The 13,648-nt window shown below is 57.0% G+C and carries 14 protein-coding genes; 12 read left to right on the top strand and 2 right to left on the bottom strand.

The genetic code is table 11. The annotated features are described in order from the left end of the window. The first annotated feature begins 77 nt into the window (after window positions 1-77). From GOV90_RS16070 to GOV90_RS16050, 5 genes are read left to right on the top strand one after another with little or no spacing between them, the layout of a single operon-like run. Window positions 78-1,160: an alcohol dehydrogenase family protein gene (locus GOV90_RS16070; protein ID WP_253284743.1), complete on the top strand. Its 1,083-nt coding sequence runs from the start codon at window positions 78-80 to the stop codon at window positions 1,158-1,160. Beyond that, window positions 1,157-1,735, top strand: a complete 579-nt coding sequence (locus GOV90_RS16065; protein WP_171093882.1) for a dimethylsulfonioproprionate lyase family protein — start codon at window positions 1,157-1,159, stop codon at window positions 1,733-1,735. The genes GOV90_RS16070 and GOV90_RS16065 overlap by 4 nt, the downstream gene beginning before the upstream one ends. Next, window positions 1,732-2,838, top strand: coding sequence for a mandelate racemase/muconate lactonizing enzyme family protein (locus tag GOV90_RS16060; protein ID WP_171093880.1), 1,107 nt, complete (start codon window positions 1,732-1,734; stop codon window positions 2,836-2,838). The genes GOV90_RS16065 and GOV90_RS16060 overlap by 4 nt, the downstream gene beginning before the upstream one ends. Further along, on the top strand, window positions 2,835-3,941 hold the full coding sequence (locus GOV90_RS16055; RefSeq protein WP_171093877.1) for a mandelate racemase/muconate lactonizing enzyme family protein: 1,107 nt from the start codon (window positions 2,835-2,837) through the stop codon (window positions 3,939-3,941). Before GOV90_RS16060 ends, GOV90_RS16055 begins: the two co-directional genes overlap by 4 nt. A 40-nt stretch (window positions 3,942-3,981) precedes the next feature. After that, the gene (locus tag GOV90_RS16050; protein ID WP_171093876.1) at window positions 3,982-5,253 is read left to right on the top strand and encodes an aspartate aminotransferase family protein; all 1,272 of its coding nucleotides are present in this window, start codon (window positions 3,982-3,984) and stop codon (window positions 5,251-5,253) included. Window positions 5,254-5,471: 218 nt separating this feature from the next. Here GOV90_RS16050 and hemC read toward each other — a convergent pair whose 3' ends face one another. After that, the gene (gene hemC, locus GOV90_RS16045; protein ID WP_171093874.1) at window positions 5,472-6,437 is read right to left on the bottom strand and encodes a hydroxymethylbilane synthase; all 966 of its coding nucleotides are present in this window, start codon (window positions 6,435-6,437) and stop codon (window positions 5,472-5,474) included. A 106-nt stretch (window positions 6,438-6,543) separates the two neighbouring features. Here hemC and hemE point away from each other — a divergent pair, with 106 nt between their 5' ends. Continuing rightward, the gene (hemE, locus tag GOV90_RS16040; protein WP_171093872.1) at window positions 6,544-7,578 is read left to right on the top strand and encodes a uroporphyrinogen decarboxylase; all 1,035 of its coding nucleotides are present in this window, start codon (window positions 6,544-6,546) and stop codon (window positions 7,576-7,578) included. Between the two features lie 81 nt (window positions 7,579-7,659). Here hemE and GOV90_RS16035 read toward each other — a convergent pair whose 3' ends face one another. Then, window positions 7,660-8,748: a CaiB/BaiF CoA-transferase family protein gene (locus tag GOV90_RS16035; protein WP_171093869.1), complete on the bottom strand. Its 1,089-nt coding sequence runs from the start codon at window positions 8,746-8,748 to the stop codon at window positions 7,660-7,662. A gap of 169 nt (window positions 8,749-8,917) precedes the next feature. Here GOV90_RS16035 and GOV90_RS16030 point away from each other — a divergent pair, with 169 nt between their 5' ends. The 6 genes from GOV90_RS16030 (at window position 8,918) to GOV90_RS16010 (ending at window position 13,448) form a co-directional block, all read left to right on the top strand. Then, on the top strand, window positions 8,918-9,847 hold the full coding sequence (locus tag GOV90_RS16030) for an ABC transporter ATP-binding protein (RefSeq protein WP_171093867.1): 930 nt from the start codon (window positions 8,918-8,920) through the stop codon (window positions 9,845-9,847). After that, complete coding sequence (locus GOV90_RS16025) at window positions 9,844-10,605, top strand: ABC transporter permease (protein WP_171093865.1); 762 nt, start codon at window positions 9,844-9,846, stop codon at window positions 10,603-10,605. Before GOV90_RS16030 ends, GOV90_RS16025 begins: the two co-directional genes overlap by 4 nt. A 113-nt stretch (window positions 10,606-10,718) precedes the next feature. Then, on the top strand, window positions 10,719-11,516 hold the full coding sequence (locus GOV90_RS16020; protein ID WP_171093863.1) for a S49 family peptidase: 798 nt from the start codon (window positions 10,719-10,721) through the stop codon (window positions 11,514-11,516). After that, the gene (locus GOV90_RS21205; RefSeq protein WP_253284744.1) at window positions 11,497-11,688 is read left to right on the top strand and encodes a hypothetical protein; all 192 of its coding nucleotides are present in this window, start codon (window positions 11,497-11,499) and stop codon (window positions 11,686-11,688) included. The genes GOV90_RS16020 and GOV90_RS21205 overlap by 20 nt, the downstream gene beginning before the upstream one ends. Continuing rightward, window positions 11,688-12,647 (top strand): calcium/sodium antiporter, encoded by a 960-nt coding sequence (locus GOV90_RS16015; protein ID WP_171093933.1) that lies wholly within the window; start codon window positions 11,688-11,690, stop codon window positions 12,645-12,647. Before GOV90_RS21205 ends, GOV90_RS16015 begins: the two co-directional genes overlap by 1 nt. 21 nt (window positions 12,648-12,668) lie before the next feature. Continuing rightward, complete coding sequence (locus GOV90_RS16010) at window positions 12,669-13,448, top strand: SDR family oxidoreductase (protein ID WP_171093861.1); 780 nt, start codon at window positions 12,669-12,671, stop codon at window positions 13,446-13,448. Window positions 13,449-13,648: the final 200 nt, after the last annotated feature.

Genomic DNA, 13,648 nt, shown 5'->3' with positions numbered 1-13,648 from the left:
GCTGGCAGGACGTTTCTGATTGGGGGCATTGCACCGACACAAACGCCCCGCACTGACGCAACAGTGGAGACCGCTCAATGAGCTTGCCTGAAACAATGAAAGCTATGGTGACAATGGGCCACGGTGGCCTGGAACAGATGGTTCTACACGACAACTGGCCGCGTCCTGAACCAGTGATTGGGGAAGTGTTGATTAAGGTCGCGGCCTGTGGGCTGAACAATACCGACGTCAACACGCGCTCAGGCTGGTATTCAAAGACCGTGACCGACGCAACGACCGGCGGTGCGTTTGAAGAGGTTGGAGAAGACGACCCTACCTGGGGCGGCAATCCGATCACCTTCCCACGGATTCAGGGGGCTGACATTTGTGGGCACATCGTGGCTGTGGGTGAAGGTGTCGACCCCCGGCGCATAGGTGAGCGTGTCATTACCGATGGCTGGCTACGCGATCCAAACGATCCCGAAAATATGGATAAGACCGGCTATTATGGGTCAGAACGAGATGGCGGGTTTGCGGAATACGCGACGACGCTTGCGGTCAATGCCGTGCCGATCACGTCAGATCTGTCGGACGCTGAACTGGCCACCTTCTCATGTTCCTATTCCACGGCCGAAGGCATGCTGACCCGCGCCAACGTAACGGACCGGGACACGGTTCTTGTGCCCGGAGCATCGGGCGGCGTTGGCGGTGCCCTTGTCCAGTTGGCAAAACGGCGTGGCGCGCGTGTCATCGCGATGGCATCCGAGGCCAAACACGCAGATGTCGCCAGGCTTGGCCCGGATGTCATTTTACCGCGCGGGCCAAAGGATCTGCGTGATGTATTAGGTGAAGAAAAGATTACAGTGGTCGCGGATGTGGTTGGTGGGTCGTACTGGCCGAACCTTATCGACATTCTGGAACGCGGCGGTCGCTATACCTGTTCTGGCGCGATCGCCGGACCAATGGTCGAGTTTGATCTGCGCACTTTCTATCTGCGGGATCTGACCTTTACGGGCTCGACCGTGATTGACCCACAGGTGATGCGAAACCTTGTCGGCTACATTGAGGCTGGTGAAATCAAACCTGCTTTGGCCGCCACATATCCTTTGGAGGAATTGCGTGAAGCGCAGGCCGCGTTCATTGCCAAAGAGCACACCGGCAATATCGTGGTGATACCATGACGCTTGACGACGTTTTGGAGGCGGCGCGGCAGCTACATCAGGCACACCCTGAGCTGTCCGCCTTTGGCGCTTGGCCATCTGATCTGTCTGCCTCAGTGACAGAACCAGTTCACGTCCCAGCCGCAGATCTGGTGCAGGGTTTCGGTCTGCGGGGGAGTGAACTGACTCAACCGCTCATCGACGCCGTCAAGGCAACCACCCATCTGGCCCATTGGAAACAGACCTACACCGAGGAAGAGGTTGGGGCGGATTTTCTCAACCGATACGGCTATTATGAGCTGTTTGGTCCGATCGGCCATTTCCACTCGGCGCAATTGCGCGGCTACATCGGGTATTGGGGGGCTGGCCTGAACTATGACTGGCACAGCCATCAGGCAGAAGAGATCTATTTGACGCTGGCGGGTGGTGCCCTGTTCAAGGTCGAAGGAGATAAGACTTTTGTTGGCCCCAACCAGACACGGCTGCATTCCAGTTGGCAAAGCCATGCCATGATCACAACCGATCAACCGATCCTGACCTTTGTGTTGTGGCGTGGTGAAGGGATGGGCGACTTACCAAGAATGGATGCAAAATGAAAATCACTCGAATTCGGGTTTTTCAGACCGGGTTGCCTTACGTCGGTGGTGCCTATGTCTGGGGGGCAGGGAACGCTATCGAAACGGCCATTGCATCGGTTGTGGTCATCGATACTGACGCGGGCTTGCAAGGGTGTGGCGAGTTCTCTCCTTGCGGGGAAAACTACATGATCGCCCATTCCGAAGGCGTCCCGGCATTGGCGCGGCTTATTGCGCCGAAGCTGCTGGGTGAGGATCCCCGACAGGTGGCACGGATCGAACAGTTGATGGATCATCTTGTGCAAGGCCACGGCTATGCCAAAGCCCCATTCGATGCGGCGTGCTGGGATATTCTGGGTAAGGCGTGTGATCAGCCGGTCTGGATGCTGCTGGGCGGCAAGCTGACGGACGGTGCGCCGATGTACCGGGTCGCGCCGCAAAAGGCGGTGGATGAGACCGTGGCAGAAATGAATGTCTATCGCGATCAGGGATACCGCCAGTTTCAGGTCAAGGTCGGAGGCGACTGGGCCACCGATATTGATCGGATCCGCACTACGGTCCCTCTGTTGCAATCGGGTGAAAAGGCGATGGCCGATGCCAATCAAGGATGGCGCGTTGACAATGCGATCCGAGTGGCGCGGGCGACACGCGATCTGGATTTCATCCTCGAACAACCCTGTCGTACCTACGAGGAATGCCAACAGGTGCGCCGCGTGGCCGAACAACCGATGAAACTGGATGAATGTGTAACAGGCATCCACATGGCGCAGCGGATCGTTGCGGATCGTGGAGCCGAGATCTGCTGTCTGAAGATTTCGAACCTGGGTGGCATCAGCAAAGCGCGGCGCGTGCGGGACTATCTGGTCGACAACCGTATCCCGGTGGTCAGCGAAGATACCTGGGGCGGCGAGATCACAACGTCAGTGGTGGCACATTTCGCGGCCTCGACACCACCTGAATACCTGCAGAACACAACGGATCTGATGAACTACAACACCAGATCAACCGGCATCGGTGGACCAACGGCAAAGGATGGCAAGCTCTTTGCATCGGACACGCCCGGACTGGGCGTTGCCCCTGATTTTGAAAGCCTCGGCGCGCCTATAGCGGAGTACACACTATGAAGATCAAGTCCATTACCGTCTATCAGGTGGACCTGCCGTTAGAGCATCCCTATTGGCTGTCTGGCGGGCGGCTAAAGTTCGAAACACTCGATGCGACAATTGTGAAGATCGAAACCGACGCCGGGCTGGTAGGCTGGGGTGAGGGTACCCCATGGGGGCACACCTATGTTCCTGCCCACGGACCAGGCATTCGCGCTGGCATCCAGACGATGACACCTTTCATTCTTGGCCTTGATCCGCGCAAGGTTTTGGATGTGGAACGGGCGATGAATCTGGCCTTGCCCGGGCATCTTTACGCCAAAAGCCCGATCGACATGGCCTGTTGGGACATTGCCGGTCAGGCGGCGGGCTTGCCCATTGCTGATCTGATGGGGGGTGGGTCGCGCATGCCGCGCCCGATTGCTTCGTCTGTAGGGGCAAAGACTGTCGAAGAAACCCGAGAGGTGATGGAGCGCTATCGCAGCCGGGGTTACATCGCGCATTCGGTAAAGATCGGCGGCAACGTGGAACGCGATATTGCGCGTGTCCGCGATGTAGAGAGCATTCGGCGACCGGGCGAGATTGTCCTGTATGACGTGAACCGCGGTTGGACGCGGCAACAGGCCCTGCGGGTGATGAGCGCCTGCGAAGACCTGAACGTTATGTTCGAACAGCCGGGTGAGACGTTGGATGATATTGCTGCGATCTCGGGGTTGCATGCCTCGCCTGTCTCTGTGGATGAAAGCCTCGTGACCTTGCAGGATGCCGCCCGGATTGCCCGCGAGGGCATTGCCGAGATTTTCGGGATCAAACTGAACCGCGTTGGTGGTTTGACCAAGGCCGCACGGATGCGGGACATCGCATTGGCCCATGGTATCGACATGTTTGTAATGGCAACCGGCGGCACGGTTCTGGCCGATACCGAAGCACTGCATTTGGCGGCCACGATCCCGGATGACAATTGCCATGCGGTATGGGCTTGTCAGGACATGATCACCGTCGACATTGCGGGCGGGCGTGGGCCGCGCAATATTGACGGTCACCTGCACTTGCCTGAAACTCCGGGGCTGGGTGTGCACCCTGATGAAAACACGCTGGGAGATCCTGAAGCCGTGTACAAATAGGACTCGCACCAACGTTCTGAGATGACGGAGATCACGTGACATGTTGAAGATTAACACTCAATCCGAATGGATCGACCGTGCAAGGGCTGTATTGCCAGCAGGCGGGTTCGGCAATTTCGACCCGGGCATCGTCATCGCCCGGGGCGAAGGCAGTCGTGTCTGGGACGAAGACGGCAACGAATATGTCGACTACCTGATCGGGTCCGGCCCCATGCTGCTGGGGCATGGCCACCCCGAGGTGATGGAGGCCGTGCTGGAACAGCTTCCGCAAGGCATGACCTTCTTTGCCAATAACAGAAAGGGTATCGAACTGGCCGAAGCCATCATCGAGGCCGTTCCCTGCTGTGAACAGGTGCGGTTTGTTGCGTCAGGTGGCGAAGCTGACATGTATGCCATTCGGCTGGCACGGGCCTATACGGGTCGCAACAAGATCCTCAAGTTCGAGGGCGGGTACCACGGGATGAGCGCCGAAGCGCAGATGAGTCTGGCGCCCAGCCGTCGGGTCAATTTCCCTCAGGCCGTGCCCGACAGTGCCGGGATCCCGGACAGCGTTGCCGAACAGATGCTGATCGCGCCGTTCAATGATCTTGAGGCTGTCGCGGCCTTGTTGGATGAACATGACGATGTGGCGGCGATCATGGTCGAGCCGTTGCAGCGGATCATTCCGCCCTTGCCCGGGTACCTGCAAGGGCTGAGGGATTTGTGCGACAAACACGATGTGCTGCTGATCTTCGATGAGATCGTCACAGGGTTCCGTCTGGCATATGGTGGGGCGCAGGAACGTTATGGCGTGACCCCGGATATCTGCACGTTGGGCAAGATCACAGGTGGCGGCTTTCCTTTGGCCGCTTTGGGCGCGAGTGCCGAAATCATGAAGCATTTTGACAAATCGAAAGTCGGTGAAGACGGCTGGTTGATGCAATTGGGAACTTTGTCAGGCAATCCTATCGCTGCGGCTGCAGGTTTGAAGACAATGGAGATTCTGCGTCGAGACGGGGCGTATGACCGTCTGCGCAACATCGGCCGACAGCTGCAAGATATGCAGGCCGAGGCGCTGAACGAAGCGGGTATTCCGCATCGGATTTGCGGTGACGAGACGTTGTTCGACATCTATTTTACCAAGGCCGAATGCAGGGATTACCGCAGCGCCAGTCATGATGACCCTGCGCGCAACACATCATATAACGCGGCTTTGAGGTCGCATGGGATATTCAAAGCCCCGGGCAAGCTGTACCCGTCTCTGGCAGTGACAGAGGAAGATCTGGATCAGACCAGAGAGGCCGTGCGTCACGCGGTTGCTGCGATTTCCTGAGTGTTGTTTGTATGAAAAACGGGTCGCCGTTGGTTAAAACTGCGACCCGTCACCTTGGGAAGTCGGGGGCCAGCCTCGCCCCCTCGAATACTGATTAAATCACCGCAATCTGAAAACTTTTCGATACTTTCGAGACTGACCCGACTTCCTGGTTGGTATGTCACCTTAATGCCTGATTAAATCACCTTCTACAGTGACCCAGTTCACATTAGGCGAATTTATTTTGATTTTTTCCAATCGAATAAATCCGGGCCTGCTTGCGCAAGCAGTTCGGCGGCCATCGCGCGGGCCATTTCCGGACCGTCTTCTATTGGGGCTGTCATATCCCGGTTGGCGGTTTCAGTTCCATCTGGTCGCAGAACCTCGCCTCGCAACCTGAGAGTGCCGCCATCCAGCTCGGCCAGACCCGCGATCGGTGTTTCGCATGACCCGTCCAGCGCATCCAGCAACGTACGTTCGGCCGCCAGCCGTTGGCCGGTTTCCGCGTGATGTATCGCCTCAAGCATTTCTGCTGCGCGCATGTCGTCGCTGCGCCGTTCAATGCCGATGGTGCCTTGCGCGATGGCGGGCAGCATATCGTCAGGGGAAATGGCGCTGGCCGGGACATCATCCATACCCAAGCGGCGAATACCGGCCATCGCCAAAAAGGTGCAATCTGCCACGCCATCTTCCAGCTTTTTCAGCCGCGTCTGCACGTTTCCGCGAAACTCGACCACCTTCAGATCAGGGCGGCGACTCAGCAATTGTGCCCGACGGCGCAGCGAGGAAGTGCCGACAACGGCCCCCTCGGGCAGGTTGTGGATGGAACCCAGGCGCGGTGAGATAAATGCATCCCTTACGTCTTCACGTGGCAGGAATGTATCAAGCACCAAACCGTCGGGCTGTGCGACTGGCATGTCTTTGGTCGAATGCACGGCGATGTCGATTTCGGTGCGCAGCATCGCTTCTTCGATTTCTTTGGTGAACAGGCCCTTGTTGCCGATCTCTTTCAGCGGTCGATCAGCATCGATCATGGCGCGATTGTCGCCCGTGGTTTTGATCACAACGATCTCGAATGCGTCTTCGGGCAGGTCGAAGGCATCACTCAGGCGTTGGCGTGTTTCATGGGCCTGCGCCAGCGCAAGCGGAGAACCACGGGTGCCGATTCTGAGGGGCGATGCGGGTGTGGGCAAATTCACAGTCATGCTCACAGCTTTAGTCGCGTCACATTGCCCTGACAATGGGGGCTGCGCTTGACAAATTGCCGCCGAAGGACGACCCGTTGCGAAAACCGGATGACTGGGGGCAAAAATGGCCGAGACAAAGAAACTGCTGCGGGCTCTGGCGGGTGAGGTTCAGGACGTGCCGCCGATCTGGATGATGCGCCAGGCGGGTCGGTATTTGCCCGAATATCGCGCCACCCGCGCGCAGGCCGGTGATTTCCTGTCCTTGTGCTATAACCCTGAGCTGGCCGCCGAAGTCACATTGCAACCGATCCGGCGATATGGGTTTGATGCCGCGATCCTGTTTGCTGATATCCTGTTGGTACCGCAGGCGCTGGGCGTGGATCTGTGGTTTGTGACCGGTGAAGGCCCTCGCCTGTCGACGATCACGCAGCAATCCGAGTTTGACGTGTTGAAGCCGGTTGACGCGATTCATGAAACACTGTCACCGGTTTATGAAACGGTGCGCATTCTGTCACAGGAATTACCGTCGGAAACCACTTTGATCGGGTTTGCTGGCGCGCCGTGGACGGTGGCCACCTACATGATCGCGGGGCGCGGCACGCCAGATCAGGGTCCCGCGCACGCGTTGCGGGAAGGGAACACCGCGCTGTTTGAGGCTTTGTTGGATCGCATCACCGCCGCAACGATCGAGTACCTGTCCGCGCAAATCGAAGCCGGGGCCGAGGTGGTCAAGATCTTTGACAGTTGGGCGGGGTCATTGAAAGGCGAGGCGTTCCAGAAATACGCGGTCGAACCGTGCCGGGTGATTACTCAGGCCATTAAGAAACGCCATCCAGGCATTCCGGCCATTGGATTCCCGCGTGAGGCGGGCGATGGGTATATCGGGTTTGCCAAAGCAACCGGTGTGGACTGTGTTGCGCTGGACAATTCGGTGTCGCCGGAATGGGCGGCCGAGCATGTGCAGGTAGATGGCTGTGTACAGGGCAATCTGGCCTCGTCTCATATGGTGACGGGCGGGCAGGCGCTGGTGGACGAGACGCGACGCATTGTCGAGGCGTTCTCGAAAGGGCCACACATCTTCAACCTGGGGCATGGCATCACACCGGACGCGGATCCTGAGAACGTGCAGCTGATGATCGACACGGTGCGTGGGCGGTAAACCGGCGAAAGGGGACCAGCCCCCTTCTTGGCCTGCGGCCAATTCATCCCCCGAGGTATTTGTGGCCAGATGAAGAGCGGATCAGCGCGGAGCATTGAGCTCGGCGAGGATTTCCTTTGTGTGCTCACCGCGTTCCGGGCTAGGACTGGGGTGCCATTGGTGATTAGAAAATCGCGGCGCGGCGGCGGATTGCAGGGTTCCGTCGATGTCTTGCCAGCTGTTGCGGTGAGTGTTCATAGGGTGGTCCAGCGCCTCTTGCGGGCTGAGCACAGGGGCGACGCAGGCATCCGTGCCACGGAATAAGGCTTCCCAATGGCCGCGGGGTTGACTGGCGAAAATATCGGCAAGGCTTTGGGTCAGATCAGGCCAGAGTGTGCGATCATATTGGTTCTGGAATGCGGTATCTTGAGCGAGACCCAGGATCTGCAAGAACTGGGCGTAAAACTTGGGTTCAAGGCATTGGACGGTGATGAAGCCACCATCGGCGCAGGTGTAAGTTCGGCTCCAGTGTGGGCCGTCCAGCAGGCTTTCGCCGCGCGTGTCGGACAGATTGCCTGTTTGGCGCATGGTCATCAGAAGGTTCATCATATGGGCTGAACCGTCGTAGATTGCGGCATCGACAACTGTGCCTTCACCAGTTCGTTGCGCATGGATCAGACCGGCCAGAATACCTGCGACCAGATACATGGAACCACCGCCAATATCGCCCACCAGAGTTGCAGGTGTCTGCGGGGGTTGGCCGGGTTGAGAGGCATACCAAAGCGCCCCGGACAGGGCGATATAGTTGAGATCATGCCCGGCAGTATCAGACAGCGGGCTATCCTGACCCCAGCCGGTCATACGACCATAGACCAGTTTTGGGTTGCGGGTCAGGCAAGCGTCGGGGCCAAGGCCCAGCTTTTCCATCACACCGGGGCGGAAGCCTTCGATCAAGGCATCTGCGGTGCCGATCAGACACAGGGCGGTTTCCAGGTCATCAGGGTCTTTCAGGTCAAGCGCTATGGACCGCTTGCCGCGATCCAGAAGTGAGCGTTCTGGCATTCCGGGTGTGACGGCACCGCTTTTGCGATGAATGGTTATCACATCAGCGCCCAAATCGGCCAATTGCATGGCGGCAAACGGGCCGGGACCCAGCCCCTCAATTTCGACGACACGAATTCCTTTTAGCATCTGCACCCTCCGTTTCGGGCAGAGTTTGCGAGCCGGCTGCGGATTGCAAGGCGGATGTTTGATGGCGCAGATCGTCGCCTGTAAGGCAGATGTGTGTCAAACGATGTTGAATTGACCTGTTATACCCAGGTTTGGCGCGATAGGGTCCACGCCAGAACGGGGAACGGATATGACGACAATTTTGTCCATCAGAGATCTGCGCAAGTCTTACGCCGATGGGTTTGAGGCGCTGAAAGGTGTGTCTTTGGACATTGAAGAGGGTGAGATTCTTGCTCTGCTGGGACCAAACGGTGCCGGAAAGACAACCTTGATCTCGACCATCTGCGGGATCACCACCCCGAGTTCCGGCGAGGTCACGGTGGGAGGGCATGATATTCAGGCCGATTACCGCGCTGCGCGCAGGATGATCGGGCTTGTGCCGCAGGAAATTGCGCTGGAACCGTTTGAGAAGGTCTGGAACACGGTGCGCCTGTCGCGGGGGCTGTTCGGGCTTGGCAAAAACAACGCGCGGATCGAAGAGATTCTGCGGAAACTATCCCTCTGGGACAAGCGCGACAACGCGATCAAGGAGTTGTCTGGCGGTATGAAACGTCGTGTCCTTATTGCGAAGGCACTGGCCCATGAACCCCGCGTTCTGTTTCTGGATGAACCCACTGCCGGTGTGGATGTCGAACTGCGTAAAGACATGTGGGAAATCGTGGCCGAGCTAAAACAGGACGGGGTCACCATCATTCTGACCACCCACTACATCGAAGAGGCCGAAGCCATCGCAGATCGTGTCGGGGTCATCGACAAGGGTGAGCTGCTGTTGGTGCAGGACAAGGACGCGCTGATGGCGCAAATGGGCAAAAAGCAGATTGAGGTCATGCTGACAGAGCCAATCGCGCAGATTCCTGACAGTCTTGCGCTGCATAATTTGACGCTGAATGGCGCGGGGGATGTCTTGATTTACACCTATGACACCCACGCGGACCGCACGGGTATCACGACACTGCTGAATGACGTGTCACAAGCCGGGTTGATCCTGCGGGACGTGCAAACACGGCAATCGAGTCTGGAAGAGATATTCGTCAACCTTGTATCCGGAGAAATGGCATGAACTGGACTGCAATTGCTGCCATCTACCGGTTCGAAATGACCCGGTTCTTCCGCACCCTCGCGCAAAGTTTTTTCTCGCCGGTTCTGTCCACGTCGTTGTACTTCGTGGTCTTTGGCACGGCTATCGGCAGCCGCATTCAGGAAGTCGAAGGCGTCTCATATGGTGCGTTTATCGTGCCGGGGCTGATCATGCTGTCGGTGGTGATGCTGTCGATTTCGAACGCGTCTTTCGGGATATATTTCCCGAAGTTTCTGGGCACCATCTACGAGCTTCTGTCCGCGCCGGTCAATTTCATCGAGATCGTGATCGGATATGTAGGTGCCGCAGCCACCAAGGCGCTGTTTGTGGGTTTGGTGATATTGGCAACCGCTACCTTTTTTGTGGATATTCGGATTGAACATCCCTTTGCCATGGCTGCGTTCCTGATCCTGTCCTGTCTCAGTTTTTCTTTGCTGGGCTTCATCATTGGAATCTGGGCCAGCAATTTCGAACAGATGTCTCTGGTGCCTCAGCTTGTTGTGACGCCCCTGATATTTCTGGGGGGAACGTTTTATTCGATCTCGATGCTGCCACCGGTGTGGCAGACCATCACATTGTTCAATCCGGTCGTTTATCTGATTTCGGGGTTCCGTTGGTCTTTTTACGGGCTGGCCGATGTACCGATTGTCTTTAGTCTGCTGGCCATTCTGGCTTTTACAGGTGTTTGTCTGGCGGTCATTGGCTGGATCTTCAAAACCGGTTGGCGCATACGCAGCTGACTGTTCTTGGGCGTTGCATTTTTGCCCACCGAGTGTGGGAATTTGGTTCACGTCGCGTTTAAGGCCGGATGAGTCCCTTGTTTACGGGTTGGGGGCACTCTACATCGGCACCCATGAAACTCAGCCTGCCGTTTGTCAAAAAACACCCCTGCGTGGCCGTTGTCCGCCTGTCCGGCGCCATTGGAATGGCGGGGCGTGGGGCGTTGAACGATACAACCCTGGCCCCGGTTCTGGAAAAAGCGTTTCGCAAGGGAAAACCCGCCGCCGTGGCGATTGAGCTCAATTCCCCGGGCGGGTCCCCTGTGCAAAGTTCGCTGATCGGTGCCCGTATCCGGCGTTTGTCGGAAGAGCTGGATGTGCCCGTTATCGCCTTTGTCGAGGATGTTGCTGCCTCGGGCGGGTACTGGCTGGCCGCCGCCGCGGACGAGATCTGGGCAGATGACAGTTCGGTTCTGGGCTCGATCGGAGTGATCTCGGCCGGGTTTGGCGCGCATGTCTTTCTGGCCCGGCAAGGGTTCGAGCGGCGCGTGCACACGGCAGGCCAGTCGAAATCCATGCTGGATCCGTTTGCGCCGGAAAAGAAAGAGGATGTCGCCCGCCTGCAAGGTTTGTTGGGGGACATCCATGAAAACTTTATTGACCATGTCAAAGCGCGCCGCGGTGACAAGCTGGATAGCAGTGCTGATCTGTTCACAGGTGAGGTTTGGCTGGCGCGCCGCGCGCAGGAATTGGGCCTGATTGATGGCATCGCTCATCTCAAACCCAAGATGCAGGAACGCTTTGGAGACAAGGTCAAGTTCCGTCGTTATGGTGTTCGCAAACCGATCTGGACGCGCTTTGGGGCCAGCCTGGCACAGGATGCCATCGCCGGATTAGAGGAGCGTGCAGCCTATGCGCGTTTCGGTTTGTAACGTGATCATCAAGGCCGTCACCCTTTTCCTGATTGCCATGGGCGTATTGGCAATGTTCGGTAAGCTTCGCTTTCCCGGGCAAAAGAAATTGAGTTCGGCGAAATGTCCGCGCTGCGGTCGGTATCGTATCGGCAAAGGCCCCTGCGCCTGCGAAAAGGGAGGCCGGACTTGATTACCACATGGCTGTTGTCCGGTCTGGGCTTGTTGATTCTGTTGCTGGCAGGCGACGCCCTTGTGCGTGGTGCCGTAAACCTGAGCCTGCGCCTTGGCGTTCCGGCGCTGATTGTCAGCCTGACGATTGTAGCTTTTGGGACATCCGCGCCTGAGCTTTTGATTGCAATCAGCGCTTTGGAAGAGGACGCGCCTGGCATCGCGCTGGGCAACGTAGTCGGATCAAACACGGCGAATATCCTGCTGGTTCTAGGCTTGCCCGCGCTGTTGGCAACGTTACACACCAGTGAGTGCAACAGCCGCAGGAACTATGTCTTCATGCTGATGGCGACGGTTCTGTTCATTGGTTTGGCATTTTTGGGAACGTTTACTTTCTTTAGCGGCCTGATCCTGCTGGCGGCTTTGGGTCTTATTCTTATGAACGCCTTTCGAGAGGCAAAAGCCCATCGCAAAGCCTGCGGTGAGGCCTGTGTGGATGAAGAGCTTGAGGGGCTGGAAGAAGCAGATCCTGACATGCCGTATTGGAAGGTATCTGTTTTCTTGATCCTCGGGCTGATTGGTCTGCCGATGGGCGCGCATCTGTTGGTGGATAATGCAACGGTCATCGCACGTAACTATGGTGTCAGCGAAACGGTCATTGGTTTGACATTGATTGCAGTTGGAACGTCTTTGCCTGAATTGGCGACAACAGTTATGGCCGCGTTGCGCAGACAGGCCGACGTGGCGCTGGGTAACGTGATCGGTTCGAACATGTTCAACCTTTTGGCCATCATCGGGATCGCAACCTGGTTTGGTCGTATCCCGGTTGATCCCGAGTTCCTGCAATTCGACCTTTGGGTCATGCTGGGCGCATCGCTGCTGCTGATCCCGTTTGTGTTCTTCAAACAAGATATCTCGCGCATCTGGGGGTTGGTGTTGACTTTCCTTTATGTGCTTTATGTCACCGTATTGCTGGTGTGATCTGACAAAACGAGGTGAAGCATGACCCGAGCTTTAGTGACCGGTGCCGGTATTCGTCTGGGCCGGGCCATGGCGCTGTATCTGGCGGGTCATGGTTACGATGTGGCGGTGCATTACGCCACATCAGAACAACCGGCGCAGGAAACTGTAGAAAAGGTGCAGGCCCTTGGGCGGCACGCGGTGGCATTGCAGGCCGATCTGCTGGACGAAGTTCAGGTTCAGGCGTTGTTGCCCAAAGCGGCTGAGGCGCTGGGTGGACCGATCACTTGTCTGGTGAACAACGCCTCGATTTTTGAATACGACAATATCCATACTGCAACCCGCCAAAGCTGGGACCGCCATCTCGACAGCAATCTACGCGCGCCATTCGTACTGACGCAGGCTATGTCTGAACAGGGACTGGCCGCTGGCATGGACGAAAACAACGAGCCTCTGGCCGCGGGCTTGATCGTCAACATGGTCGATATGCGGGTCCGAAAGCTGACGCCCGAATTCATGTCCTACACCATCGCGAAAATGGGGTTATGGGCCCTGACCCGAACGGCTGCTCAGGCCCTGTCACCTGACATTCGGGTCAACGCGATTGGTCCGGGTCCGACGGTTCAGGGGCATCGTCAAAGCGAACAGCATTTTCAGGCACAGCGATCGAACACGGTGCTTGAGCGGGGCTCCAACCCGTCGGACATAACCGCAGCGCTGGGCTATTTTTTGGATGCACATGCAGTCACAGGGCAATTGCTCTGCGTTGATGGGGGACAGCATCTGGGATGGAAAACGCCTGACGTGCTGGGCGTAGAATAAGCAATTTTGCTGCAAGTTTTGCACCGCTCTCAATCCTGTTACCTGCGCGTTACAAAAATGTCTTTTTTTTCATACACTTGCTAAGTGATGGAAAAAATATCTTTTATTTACATATGCTTACAATATTGCCCATTTTTTGTGCAAATCAAGGAAGAGGCAATGAAACAAGGGGATTTCCGATCCAGCAGAAACTTATCTTC

The sequence above is a fragment of the Ruegeria sp. HKCCA5929 genome, from assembly GCF_013034525.1.
Taxonomy (GTDB): Bacteria; Pseudomonadota; Alphaproteobacteria; order Rhodobacterales; family Rhodobacteraceae; genus Ruegeria.
Note: the sequence above shows the minus strand (reverse complement) of the source record. Positions and strands in the feature narration are given on the sequence as shown.

Excerpts from the sequence above, each read along its gene's own strand:
- GOV90_RS16070 (WP_253284743.1), top strand. The coding sequence starts at position 78 with ATGAGCTTGCCTGAAACAATGAAAGCTATGGTGACAATGGGCCACGGT.
- GOV90_RS16065 (WP_171093882.1), top strand. The coding sequence starts at position 1,157 with ATGACGCTTGACGACGTTTTGGAGGCGGCGCGGCAGCTACATCAGGCA.
- GOV90_RS16060 (WP_171093880.1), top strand. The coding sequence starts at position 1,732 with ATGAAAATCACTCGAATTCGGGTTTTTCAGACCGGGTTGCCTTACGTC.
- GOV90_RS16055 (WP_171093877.1), top strand. The coding sequence starts at position 2,835 with ATGAAGATCAAGTCCATTACCGTCTATCAGGTGGACCTGCCGTTAGAG.
- GOV90_RS16050 (WP_171093876.1), top strand. The coding sequence starts at position 3,982 with ATGTTGAAGATTAACACTCAATCCGAATGGATCGACCGTGCAAGGGCT.
- hemC (WP_171093874.1), bottom strand. The coding sequence starts at position 6,437 with ATGACTGTGAATTTGCCCACACCCGCATCGCCCCTCAGAATCGGCACC.
- hemE (WP_171093872.1), top strand. The coding sequence starts at position 6,544 with ATGGCCGAGACAAAGAAACTGCTGCGGGCTCTGGCGGGTGAGGTTCAG.
- GOV90_RS16035 (WP_171093869.1), bottom strand. The coding sequence starts at position 8,748 with ATGCTAAAAGGAATTCGTGTCGTCGAAATTGAGGGGCTGGGTCCCGGC.
- GOV90_RS16030 (WP_171093867.1), top strand. The coding sequence starts at position 8,918 with ATGACGACAATTTTGTCCATCAGAGATCTGCGCAAGTCTTACGCCGAT.
- GOV90_RS16025 (WP_171093865.1), top strand. The coding sequence starts at position 9,844 with ATGAACTGGACTGCAATTGCTGCCATCTACCGGTTCGAAATGACCCGG.
- GOV90_RS16020 (WP_171093863.1), top strand. The coding sequence starts at position 10,719 with ATGAAACTCAGCCTGCCGTTTGTCAAAAAACACCCCTGCGTGGCCGTT.
- GOV90_RS21205 (WP_253284744.1), top strand. The coding sequence starts at position 11,497 with ATGCGCGTTTCGGTTTGTAACGTGATCATCAAGGCCGTCACCCTTTTC.
- GOV90_RS16010 (WP_171093861.1), top strand. The coding sequence starts at position 12,669 with ATGACCCGAGCTTTAGTGACCGGTGCCGGTATTCGTCTGGGCCGGGCC.